This window comes from Pseudomonas sp. P135 (assembly GCF_020312125.1).
Classification (GTDB): domain Bacteria; phylum Pseudomonadota; class Gammaproteobacteria; order Pseudomonadales; family Pseudomonadaceae; genus Aquipseudomonas; species Aquipseudomonas fragariae.
Window position 1 is genome coordinate 154,646 of record NZ_JAGPYR010000011.1, and the last position, 11,391, is coordinate 166,036.

Genomic DNA, 11,391 nt, shown 5'->3' on the forward strand with positions numbered 1-11,391 from the left:
AACAAGCAAATGGCAAGGCGATTAACAGCAGCGGTGATACTTTTCGGCAGCTTGCTGCTCAGCGGATGTGGCGTGGACCTGGGCAATGATCAGAATGGCCAGAAGGTCGCCAGCGAACGCATCAAGGGGCACTGGCTGGTGGTCAACTACTGGGCCGAATGGTGTGGCCCCTGCCGTACAGAGGTTCCGGAGTTCAATGCATTGTCCGAACAGCTCAAGGACCAGAAAGTCACCGTGCTGGGGGTCAACTTCGACAACCTGCAGGGCGACGAACTGAAAAACGCTGCCAATGCACTGGGCATCAAATTCACCGTGCTCGCTCAGGACCCAGCCGAGCAATACAGCCTGCCGCCCTCCGAGGCGCTGCCGGTGACCTACATCATCGACGACAAGGGCAAAATGCGCGAACAACTGCTCGGCGAACAATCAGCCGCGACCGTGATCCAGAAGCTCAAGACACTGCGCGGCGAGGGCTGATCGGATCGATTTTCGACGCTTGGCGTAGCAACGAGGACGCGGAGCGTCCAGAACGGCATGCGACGCGGAGCGTCGCACGATAGTGATCGTTCCCTGCGCTCCAGCGTGGGAATGCAGTTCTAGACGCTCTGCGTCGCAAGTTACGCTGAGCTTCGGCACGATAGTTACAATCAGCTATCTTCCAGCCAGAAACGCAACGGCTTGCCCTGCGTTGGCCACAGACGCAACTGCTCGATGGGCGAGATATCCCAGCGCTGCACACTGCTCATCGCCTTGATAAAACGCTGCTCCTGCTCCATCAACGCCGGCGCACACATCTTGCGCGTCCTGCCCAGCGGGCCGAAACTGATGCTGTGATCGTTCAGCGTATAGGGCGCGAACCAATGGTTGCAGCCCGCATTGCCATACGCCCGGCCATCGGCACCCAGCGTCATGGTCAAGCGACTGTTATCGATCAGCGGACGTTCGCCGATCCACTCGGTTACATAGCTGTGATCCTGCTGGATCGGCAGCGGGTCAGCAGTACAACCAACCAGCAGCGCGCCGCCGATCAGGCTCAGGAGCGCAAACTGTTTCATGCCGCTTTCTCCTGGCACTTCTTGCAGAAGTGCTTCTCGCCATCGGTTTTCCAGCCCAGCTCCGCGATGCGCGCGGTAGCGGCCGGTTTCTGCGCCTTGACGCCCAGCTTGCTCTCTACCATGAACTCGAAGTTCAGTTCGGCGGCGCAGCTGTCGCAATGCACTTTCCACTGATGGATCGCCAACTCGTCGAATACCGGGCCTTTAGCCACCGCAATCCACTGGCCGGGCGGGTTGATCAGGTGCCGGACTTTCTCGACGGTGAGGCGCATGTGCAGGCTTTTGCTGCCTTTGATGGTCACCAGCAACTGGTCGTTGTCGTGAATCGAGCCGCCGTTGCCGGTGACCTGGTAGCGACCGGGCGCCAGCGTGCGGCATTCGGTCAGTGTGTGCTGGGGGTTGAGCATGCTGTAGCGAAAATCGTGTTCGACCATGGGTCCTCCAAAATTGCGCGCATCCTAACATGCTCCGCCCACGCTGGAGCGTCAGGCACGAAAGGTGTCGCGCCGCACGCTCAAGCCATGACCCGCGCCTCGGCTTCCAGGCGAATGATGGCCTTGTCCAGATCGTTAAGGGCCTCTTCGGTGTGCGGGGCGTTCTGCTTGAGCAGGGTTTCGGCGCGTTGGCAGGCACTGCGCAGCTGGGGAACGCCGCAATAACGCGTTGCGCCGTGCAGACGGTGGATGCGTTCGATCAAGGCGTGTACATCCTGGTTGGCACGCGCCACACGAATGGCTTCGCGGTCAGCGTCCAGGGAGGCCAGCAGCATGGCCAGCATGTCGGCGGCGAGATCCGCCTTGCCCGCAGCCAGGCGCAACCCTTCTTCATGATCCAGCACCAGCGGCCCGACGTGCACCTCGAGCGCTTCATTCTGGCGTTCCGGCGCAGGGTTGCGCAGCGCCAGCCCGGTCCACTTGAGCACCACCTGCGCCAGCTGCCGTTCGCTGATCGGCTTGGTCAGGTAGTCGTCCATACCGCTTTGCAGCAGTGAGCGTTTTTCATTGGCCATCGCATGCGCGGTGAGGGCCACGATCGGCAGCGAGCTCTGGTTGCGTTCGGCCTCCCAGGCGCGGATCGCCTCGGTAGCCTGCCGACCGTCCATGCCGGGCATCTGCACGTCCATCAACACCAGGTCGAACGCTTCCTGTTGCACGGCATTGACCGCTGCGTAGCCGCCCTCGACAGCGACCACTTCAGCGCCCATGTCTTCGAGCAGGGTCTGCACCAGCAGCAGGTTGGCCGGGTTGTCGTCCACACACAGCACTCGCGGTGCACGGCTCGACAATGGCGGGCCGATGTCGGCACGCACCGCTCGCGGCGCGATCAGCTCGGACAGGGCTTTTTGCAGTTTGCGCGTGCAGGCGGGCTTGGCCTGCAGTTGCGTGTAGACATCGTGGACGGCCAACTGGAACAGCGCGTGCTCGGTGGTCGGGCACAGCACCATGACCTTGCAATTGAGGTTTTCCAGGTCCCAGATGTGCTGGCGCAACCGTTCCGGAGAGATTTCCAGCGCCGTCACGCCAAGTACCGCCAGATCGATGGCCGCTGGCGTCTCGTGCGCTGCAGTCACGCCGTTGAGCAGGTTTTCCAGGTTATTGAACACGATGGTCTGCAGGCCGCAGTCTTCCAGTTGATGCTCCAGCGCCTGACGCGCCAGGTCATGATGTTCAAGCACTGCGGCGCGCAGGCCGCCGAGCGGAATATTGAGTGATTCTTCCTTGTCTTCGCGGGCCTTGGGCAGTTTCAGGCTGATCCAGAATTCCGAACCTTCGCCCGGTGTGCTGTCGACACCGATTTCACCGCCCATCTGTTCGATCAGGCGCTTGGAGATCACCAGACCCAGTCCGGTACCGCCCGGTTGGCGCGAGAGCGAGTTGTCGGCCTGGCTGAAGGCCTGGAACAGCGCTCGCACATCCTGACTGGACAGGCCGATCCCGGTGTCCTGCACACTGATGCGCAGTTGCGCGTGCTCTTCGGTTTCATCTTCGAGCATGGCGCGCGCGACGATCGTGCCTTCGCGGGTGAACTTGATCGCGTTGCTGACCAGATTGGTCAGGATCTGCCGCAGACGCAGCGGGTCGCCGGACAGCGCCAGTGGCGTATCGCGGTACACCAGACTGACCAGTTCCAGCTGCTTGGCGTGCGCCGCCGGGGCGAGGATGGTCAGGGTGTCCTGCAACAGGTCGCGCAGGTTGAACGGGATATTGTCGAGCACCAGCTTGCCGGCCTCGATCTTCGAGAAGTCGAGAATCTCGTTGATGATGCTCAACAGGTTGTCGGCGGACTTCTCGATGGTGCCCAGGTAGTCGAACTGGCGCGGCGTCAGTTCGCTTTTCTGCAGCAAATGGGTGAAGCCCAGAATGCCATTGAGCGGCGTGCGGATTTCATGGCTCATGTTGGCCAGGAACTCCGACTTGATCCGGCTTGCTTCAAGCGCTTCCTTACGGGCCAGGTCCAGTTCGATGTTCTGGATTTCGATGGTCTCCAGATTCTGCCGGACATCCTCGGTCGCCTGATCGATGCTCAGTTGCAGTTCTTCCTGTGCGTTCTGCAGCGTCGCCGCCATGCGGTTGATGCCCGACGCCAGCTCGTCCAGCTCGCGGCTGCCCAGCGGTGGCAGACGGGTTTCCAGATTGCCGTCCTTGAGTTGCGACACGGCCTGTTTGATCTGGCTCATCGGCCCGTTGATGGTGCGGCTCATGCGTACCGCGAGGGTTGCGGTGAACGCCAGCCCGGTGAGGATCAGCAGCAGGCTGGCAAACAGGCTTCGGTAGCCGCGCAGCAGCGTGCCATTATGGGATATTTCAAGCTCGACCCAGCCCAGCAGGGTGTCGGCTTCGGCAGGAATGATCGGGCTGGTCAGGTGGCGTTGACTGCCGAATACCGGCAGCAGGTAGCGCGTGGCGTCGGTGCCGGTCGAGCTGAGCAACTGCGACCCGCTGCCAATCGGCGACGGGCTGATCATGGTCGGCCCGGCGTGGGCCAGTACCGTGCGATCGGTGTCGAGAAACGACACGGCGCGCACGTCGGTCTGCTCCAGCGTCTGGGTGGCGATGCGACTGAGCAGCACTTTGTCCTTGCGCCCCAGTGCATTGGCGGCAAGGGGCGCCAGATCCTGGGCGATCATTTCGCCGCGTTGCAGCAGCTGGCTTTGCAGTTCGCTCAACTGCATCCAGGTGAAATAGCCACCGAGCATCGCCGCCATCAGGCTGGCAGGCAAAATAGTCAGTAGCAGCACACGGCCTTTTATACCCAGCTTGGTCAGCACGCTCTTCCTCCGGCAACACGTATCAGTCCGTCGATATCAGGCATCGGCTGCCTTGCTGTATCGGCACAAGGGGATGAGTTTAGCCATTTACCGTCGGCATGGGCACCTAACTCTCTATGCAGGGCGGGGTGGCAGCGGAAAAATCGGTGGTTATTCTTTTTGGGAATAAGCAGCGCACTTTGCGTGATATGGGCTTTGGCCGTTTGCCGTTATGATAGGCACCCCCCGCAGTCTGGATTGCGAAGACGCCATGACCCTGCAGTATCAAACCATTGCCGATTGCGTCGGCAACACCCCGCTGGTGCGTCTGCAACGCATGGCGGGTAATACCAGCAATACCCTCCTGTTGAAACTCGAAGGTAACAACCCCGCTGGTTCGGTAAAAGACCGCCCGGCCTTGTCGATGATCACCCGCGCCGAGTTGCGCGGCCAGATCCATCCGGGTGACACGCTGATCGAAGCCACCTCCGGCAATACCGGAATCGCGCTGGCCATGGCTGCGGCGATCAAGGGCTACCGTATGATTCTGATCATGCCGGACAACTCCAGTGCCGAACGCAAGGCCGCGATGACCGCCTATGGCGCCGAGCTGATTTCGGTCAGCAAGGATGACGGCATGGAAGGTGCCCGTGATCTGGCCGAGCGCATGCAGGCCGAAGGCCGTGGCAAGGTGCTCGATCAGTTTGCCAATGGCGACAACCCCGAGGCGCATTACACGTCCACCGGTCCGGAAATCTGGCGGCAGACGGGCGGTACCGTGACCCATTTCGTCAGTTCGATGGGCACCACCGGCACCATCATGGGCACCTCGCGCTACCTCAAGGAGCAGAACCCCGACGTGCAGATCGTCGGTCTGCAACCGATGGAGGGCGCTTCGATCCCCGGTATTCGCCGCTGGCCGCAGGAATACCTGCCGAAAATCTATCAGTCGGACCGTGTCGACCGCATCATCGACATGGGCCAGAGCGAAGCCGAAGACACCATGCGCCGCCTCGCTCGCGAAGAAGGCATCTTCTGTGGCGTGTCGTCCGGTGGCTCGGTCGCCGGGGCATTGCGTATTTCCCGTGAAGTCGAAAACGCCGTGATTGTGGCGATCATCTGTGACCGAGGCGACCGTTACCTGTCGACCGGCGTCTATGATTCGCCCAACTGATGGCCAAGCATGAAAGAGGTTTGCGCTTTCAGCCTGCGGGCGGCGTTAAAACCGTACAGATTCCTGCCGGTAAAAAGCAGCGGCTGACCATTGAGCGGCTGTCCGACGACGGTCGCGGTATCGCCTTTCTCGAGGGTAAAACCTGGTTTGTCGCCGGCAGTCTGGCGGGCGAAGAGGTCGAGGCGCGCGTACTTAATGCGCGCGGCAAGGTCGTCGAGGCGCGCACCGAGCGGGTGTTCACTGCCAGCGCCATGCGTCGCGCTCCGGCCTGTGAGTATTTCGGTCGCTGCGGCGGCTGCAGTGTTCAGCATGTGCCCCATGAGGAACAGCTTGCCCTGAAACAGCGCATGCTCGCCGAGCAGTTGATGCGCGTGGCGAACGTGGTGCCGGATGAATGGGCGGCACCTTTGAGTGGTGCCGAGCTGGCCTATCGCCGACGCGCGCGGGTCGCGGTTCGCTGGGATGCCAAGGCCAAAAGGCTGGATGTGGGGTTCCGCGCAGCCGCCAGCCAGGACATCGTCAGCATCGAACACTGTCCAGTGCTGGTACAAGCCTTGCAACCGATCATGAATGAGTTGCCTGGCATGCTGAAAAGTTTCAGCAAGCCGCAGGTGCTGGGTCACGTCGAGCTGTTCAGTGGGGTTGCGACTGCCGTGTTGTTGCGCCACACCGCGTCGCTTGCCGAGGCCGACCTGGCGCTGTTGCAGGCGTTTTGCTCCAGGCACGACGCGCAGCTGTGGCTACACGGCGAAGGCGAGCCGCAACCGGCCAGCCCCGGCGATACGCTGGGCTACCGGCTGGAGCCGTGGAACCTGCAACTGGCCTGGCGACCGGGAGATTTCATTCAGGTCAACGCGGCGGTCAATACCGCGATGATCGAGCAGGCCCTGCAATGGCTGGCGCCTGCAAAAGATGAGCGTGTCATGGATCTGTTCTGTGGTCTGGGCAATTTCGCCTTGCCACTGGCGGGGCTGGCCAGGGACGTGGTGGCGGTCGAAGGCGTTGCGACCATGGTCGAGCGTGCAGCCGTCAACGCAATGAGTAATGATCTGCACAATGTGCGGTTTTTTCAGGCGGATCTTTCCCAGCCGCTGACACAGGCCGACTGGGCGGCAGAGGGGTTTTCTGCGGTACTCTTGGACCCACCGCGTGACGGAGCCTTTGAAGTGGTCCGCCAGATCAGAAAGACGGGGGCCCGGCGACTGCTTTATGTTTCATGCAACCCGGCAACTTTGGCTCGTGACGCGGTCGAACTGATCCGTCAGGGCTACCGATTAAAACGTGCCGGAATCCTCGATATGTTTCCTCAGACGGCGCATGTCGAGGCGATGGCTTTATTTGAAATGAGTAAGTGAGCGGCGTTCACTGGAACGAGTTCGTTGCTGACAAGGAATCTCATTTAATCCGACTGGCCCGCGAATGCCGGTCCTTGCTTGCCCGGCAAGTGGCATTCGCTCAGAAGGCTGGCGACTGATGGCGCTATTCATCGCGCCGTAGGGAAGGTAAGCAGCATGGTACAGGTGAGAGCGAACCAGCCGATAAACACAGACGGCAGTATCAATCTCGACGCGTGGCTCGATCATATTGTCAGCGTCGACCTGGTCCTGGACCGGGAAGTCATGAAAAAGGCCTGTGAATTTGCCCGGGAAGCCGAGCAGACCGACAAGGCTCACAAGAATCATTGGGCAGAGGGCACCTCCAGTTTCCAGACCGGTCTGGAAATCGCGGAGATCCTGGCTGACCTCAAGCTGGATCAGGACTCGCTGGTCGCTGCGGTCATTTACCGTGGCGTGCGTGAAGGTCTCATTGCGCTGCCGGACGTCGAGCAGCGCTTTGGCGCAACGGTCGCCAAACTCATCGACGGCGTGCTGCGCATGGCCGCGATCAGCGCCAGCCTCAGCCCTCGTCAGTCATTGGTGCTCGGCAGTCAGGCGCAGGTGGAAAACCTGCGCAAGATGCTGGTGGCGATGGTCGACGACGTTCGCGTTGCGCTGATCAAGCTGGCCGAACGTACCTGCGCGATTCGTGCGGTGAAGAATGCCGACGACGAAAAACGCAACCGTGTGGCTCGCGAAGTCTTCGACATCTATGCGCCACTGGCCCACCGCCTGGGTATCGGGCATATCAAGTGGGAGCTGGAGGACCTGTCCTTCCGCTACCTGGAGCCCGATCAATACAAGCAGATCGCCAAGCTGCTGCATGAACGCAGGCTGGACCGCGAGCGCTTCATTAGCGACGTCATGTCTCAACTCGATAACGAGCTGCAGGCCACCGGCGTGACCGCTGACATCAGCGGTCGTGCCAAGCATATCTACTCCATCTGGCGCAAAATGCAGCGCAAGGGCCTGGCGTTCAGCCAGATCTATGACGTGCGTGCGTTGCGTGTGCTGGTCCCGGAAATGCGCGACTGCTACACCGCGCTGGGTATCGTCCACACCTTGTGGCGGCATATTCCCAAAGAGTTCGACGATTACATCGCCAACCCCAAGGAAAACGGCTATCGCTCGCTGCACACCGCCGTGATCGGGCCGGAAGGCAAGGTGCTGGAAGTGCAGATCCGCACCCACGCCATGCATGAAGAGGCCGAGCTGGGCGTTTGTGCGCACTGGCGCTATAAAGGCACCGACGTCAAATCCGGCTCCAATCATTACGAAGAGAAGATTTCCTGGCTGCGTCAGGTGCTCGAATGGCATGAGGAGCTGGGCGACATCGGCGGTCTGGCCGATCAGTTGCGGGTTGATATCGAGCCCGACCGCGTCTACGTCTTCACCCCGGACGGCCACGCCATCGACCTGCCCAAGGGCGCGACACCGCTGGACTTCGCCTATCGGGTGCACACCGAAATCGGCCATAACTGCCGGGGTGCGAAGATCAATGGCCGCATCGTACCGCTCAACTACAGCCTGCAGACCGGCGAGCAGGTCGAGATCATCACCAGCAAGCACGGTACGCCGAGCCGCGACTGGCTGAACTCGAACCTGGGCTACATCACCACCTCGCGCGCGCGGGCCAAGATCGTTCACTGGTTCAAGTTGCAGGCTCGCGACCAGAACGTTGCCGCCGGCAGAACCCTGATCGAACGCGAACTGGCGCGCCTGGCGTTGCCGCAGGTCGATTTCGACAAGCTGGCGGACAAGGCCAATCACAAGACCGCCGACGACATGTTTGCGGCATTGGGCGCGGGCGATCTGCGTCTGGCGCAACTGGTCAACCTGGCTCAGCAGCAGGTTGAGCCTGATCGCGTCAATGAACAGCTGGAGCTGATCCCGCGCAAGGCCACCGGCTACAAGCCCGGCAAGCGTGGCGATATTCAGATTCAGGGCGTCGGCAACCTGATGACGCAGATGGCCGGCTGCTGCCAGCCACTGCCGGGCGATGCGATCGTCGGTTATATCACTCAGGGGCGTGGCGTCAGCATTCACCGTCAGGATTGCGCTTCGGTGCTGCAATTGGGCGGTCGCGAGCCCGAGCGGATCATTCAGGTCAGCTGGGGGCCGGTGCCGGTGCTCACCTATCCGGTGGACATCATCATCCGTGCCTACGACCGTTCCGGCTTGCTCCGGGACGTCACCCAGGTGCTGCTTAACGAGCGGATCAACGTGCTGGCGGTCAATACCCGTTCGAACAAGGAAGACAACACAGCGCTCATGTCCCTGACCATCGAGATTCCGGGTCTGGACGCGCTGGGGCGGTTGCTGGGGCGCATTTCCCAGCTGCCGAACATCATTGAAACGCGCAGGAACAGGACGCCCTAGGGGCGGCTATAAGCTATAAGCTGCAAGCTGCAAGCTGCAAGCTAAAGCTAAAGCGGATTGCGGTGGCTTGCAGCTTGAAGCTTGAAGCTAAACCGCTGCGACCGAAGGAAGCCTATGTATACAGTTCAAGACCTGCTGCACCTCATGGCCCGGCTGCGTGATCCGCAGTTCGGCTGCCCGTGGGACCTGAAGCAGACCTACGCCAGCATCGTGCCGCACACGCTGGAAGAAGCCTATGAAGTGGCTGATGCCATCGAACAGGGCGACCTCGACCATCTGAAGGGTGAACTGGGAGACCTGCTGTTTCAGGTGGTCTTCTATGCACAGTTGGCCAAAGAGGAAGGCCGGTTTGAATTCGACGATGTGATCGACGGTATTACCCGCAAGTTGCTGCGTCGCCATCCGCACGTGTTTCCGACCGGCGAGCTGTACGCGCCGGCAGAAACGCCGCGCCTGACCGACGAGCAGGTCAATCGTCGTTGGGACGAAATCAAGGCCGAGGAGCGTGCCGAAAAGGCCGGTGTGCCCGAGCAGTTGTCGCTGCTCGACGACGTGCCCCGGGCCTTGCCCGCGTTGAGTCGTGCGGCCAAACTGCAGAAGCGTGCAGCGCAAGTGGGTTTCGATTGGCCTGCGGCCTTGCCGGTGGTCGACAAGGTGCGTGAAGAACTCGATGAAATTCTCGAGGCCATGGTCGACAATGACGCCGAGGGCATCGCCGAGGAAGTCGGCGACCTGCTGTTCAGCGTCGTCAACCTGGCCCGACACCTCAAGGTCGACCCGGAAACTGCGCTACGCTCGGCCAATAGCAAATTCGACAGACGCTTCCGATTCATTGAACAGGCTTTGCGTCACCTGCAGCGTCCTATCGAAGCGTGCTCGCTCGAAGAAATGGACGCGTTGTGGGGCGAAGCCAAACGTCAGGAAAAGAGCACACCCGGCTGCGGCTGAGTGTGCGGTAACGGTATAAGTGAGTAGACAATGAGCCTTTCCCTTCGCGATCAGTTGCTCAAGGCAGGTCTGGTCAACCAAAAGCAGGCCAAGCAGGTCGGCAAAGAAAAGCAGAAAGAGCAGCGTCTGGTGCACAAGGGTCAGGCTCAGGCCGATGACTCGCAAAAGCGTGCGGCCCAGGAGGCTATGGCCGAGAAGGCCAGGCGTGACCAGGAGCTGAACCGTCAGCAGCAGGAGAAGGTCGAGCAGAAAGCCCGTACCGCTCAGGTCAAGCAACTGATCGAAGTGTCGCGCCTGCCCAAGCTGATCACCGAGGATTACTACAACTTCGTTGACGACAAGAAGGTCAAGCGCATCCCGGTCAACGCCATGGTGCGCAACAAGCTCAGCAGCGGTTCACTGGCCATCGTTCACCACGGCGGCGGTTACGAGATCATTCCGCGTGAGGCTGCGCTGAAGATCCAGGAGCGTGACCCGCGTCGTATCGTGCTGCTCAACACCCCGACCGAAGCGCCGGATGCAGACGACCCGTACGCGGCGTATCAGGTGCCTGACGATCTGATGTGGTAAGCCCACGGCGCGGTCATTGCGTTGTCAAAACAAAACCCGCATTCAGCGGGTTTTGTCTTTTCCTGTTCTGAGAATTGTTCAGTGGTTGCCCTGGCTTTCCAGCGCTTCCAGCTCTTCCTTGTAGCGAAGGGCATCGGACTCAACGTGGAACATGCCTACCAGTTGGTCCTGTTGGTGCACATCCCAGATCTGGATGCCGTCGGCAACGGCTTCGTGAGAGAGGTGGGCGTCGTCGCGTTCAGTAACTCTGACAGTCATAGTAGTAAGCTCCTGACTTTGATGGCCTTGATGGTCAGGCCTCTGGATACTGCGGCGATGTGTCGCAGGACTCTTTTATAGGATTTGTTAGCTGCCTAAGTAAATAGCCTGTTCAGGTTCCCCAGTGGTCAGAAACTGATCGATCTTCTGCAGCCCTTGCATGGCGAGGCTTACAGCGCGGTGGAGGCAAAATGAAGGATGTTTCATGTGCTTCGAGGCTGTCCGAACGCACGTGAAAACGCCGTTCCAGACGCTCCGCGTCCTCATTGACGACGCAGAGCGTCGAGACCTGCATTCCCACGCTGGAGTGGTGTGACCCCCGAAGGTTGGACAATTATCCACCTACGCTGCCTTGGCGGCCTGCATTCTGTATTCCACAGGACT

10 protein-coding genes are annotated in these 11,391 nt (G+C 60.6%); 6 read left to right on the plus strand and 4 right to left on the minus strand.

Annotated features, from left to right (window positions below; translation table 11 throughout):
* The first annotated feature begins 9 nt into the window (after nt 1-9).
* The gene (locus tag KBY08_RS17705; RefSeq protein WP_011268596.1) at nt 10-477 is read left to right on the plus strand and encodes a TlpA disulfide reductase family protein; all 468 of its coding nucleotides are present in this window, start codon (nt 10-12) and stop codon (nt 475-477) included.
* A 170-nt stretch (nt 478-647) separates the two neighbouring features.
* On the opposite strand, the gene KBY08_RS17710 is transcribed toward KBY08_RS17705, so the two are convergent.
* The 3 genes from KBY08_RS17710 to KBY08_RS17720 form a co-directional block, all read right to left on the minus strand.
* A complete protein-coding gene (locus tag KBY08_RS17710) occupies nt 648-1,055 on the minus strand; it encodes an META domain-containing protein (RefSeq protein WP_003407731.1) in 408 nt (135 codons plus the stop codon).
* On the minus strand, nt 1,052-1,489 hold the full coding sequence (locus KBY08_RS17715) for a hypothetical protein (RefSeq protein ID WP_003407729.1): 438 nt from the start codon (nt 1,487-1,489) through the stop codon (nt 1,052-1,054). Before KBY08_RS17715 ends, KBY08_RS17710 begins: the two co-directional genes overlap by 4 nt.
* Nucleotides 1,490-1,569: 80 nt before the next feature.
* Nucleotides 1,570-4,323, minus strand: a complete 2,754-nt coding sequence (locus KBY08_RS17720) for a response regulator (RefSeq protein WP_011268595.1) — start codon at nt 4,321-4,323, stop codon at nt 1,570-1,572.
* A gap of 250 nt (nt 4,324-4,573) precedes the next feature.
* On the opposite strand from KBY08_RS17720, the gene cysM reads away from it, so the two are divergent.
* The 5 genes from cysM to KBY08_RS17745 all read left to right on the plus strand — a co-directional run bounded on the left by cysM (nt 4,574) and on the right by KBY08_RS17745 (nt 10,749).
* Nucleotides 4,574-5,476, plus strand: a complete 903-nt coding sequence (cysM, locus tag KBY08_RS17725; protein WP_003407727.1) for a cysteine synthase CysM — start codon at nt 4,574-4,576, stop codon at nt 5,474-5,476.
* Nucleotides 5,476-6,831, plus strand: coding sequence for a 23S rRNA (uracil(1939)-C(5))-methyltransferase RlmD (gene rlmD, locus KBY08_RS17730; protein ID WP_111522790.1), 1,356 nt, complete (start codon nt 5,476-5,478; stop codon nt 6,829-6,831). The genes cysM and rlmD overlap by 1 nt, the downstream gene beginning before the upstream one ends.
* Before the next feature lie 156 nt (nt 6,832-6,987).
* On the plus strand, nt 6,988-9,231 hold the full coding sequence (relA, locus tag KBY08_RS17735) for a GTP diphosphokinase (protein WP_011268592.1): 2,244 nt from the start codon (nt 6,988-6,990) through the stop codon (nt 9,229-9,231).
* Between the two features lie 114 nt (nt 9,232-9,345).
* On the plus strand, nt 9,346-10,179 hold the full coding sequence (gene mazG, locus KBY08_RS17740) for a nucleoside triphosphate pyrophosphohydrolase (protein ID WP_011268591.1): 834 nt from the start codon (nt 9,346-9,348) through the stop codon (nt 10,177-10,179).
* Nucleotides 10,180-10,209: 30 nt separating this feature from the next.
* Nucleotides 10,210-10,749 (plus strand): DUF2058 domain-containing protein, encoded by a 540-nt coding sequence (locus KBY08_RS17745; RefSeq protein WP_003407712.1) that lies wholly within the window; start codon nt 10,210-10,212, stop codon nt 10,747-10,749.
* Nucleotides 10,750-10,827: 78 nt separating this feature from the next.
* On the opposite strand, the gene KBY08_RS17750 is transcribed toward KBY08_RS17745, so the two are convergent.
* Nucleotides 10,828-11,007: a hypothetical protein gene (locus KBY08_RS17750; protein ID WP_002554613.1), complete on the minus strand. Its 180-nt coding sequence runs from the start codon at nt 11,005-11,007 to the stop codon at nt 10,828-10,830.
* Between the last annotated feature and the right edge of the window lie 384 nt (nt 11,008-11,391).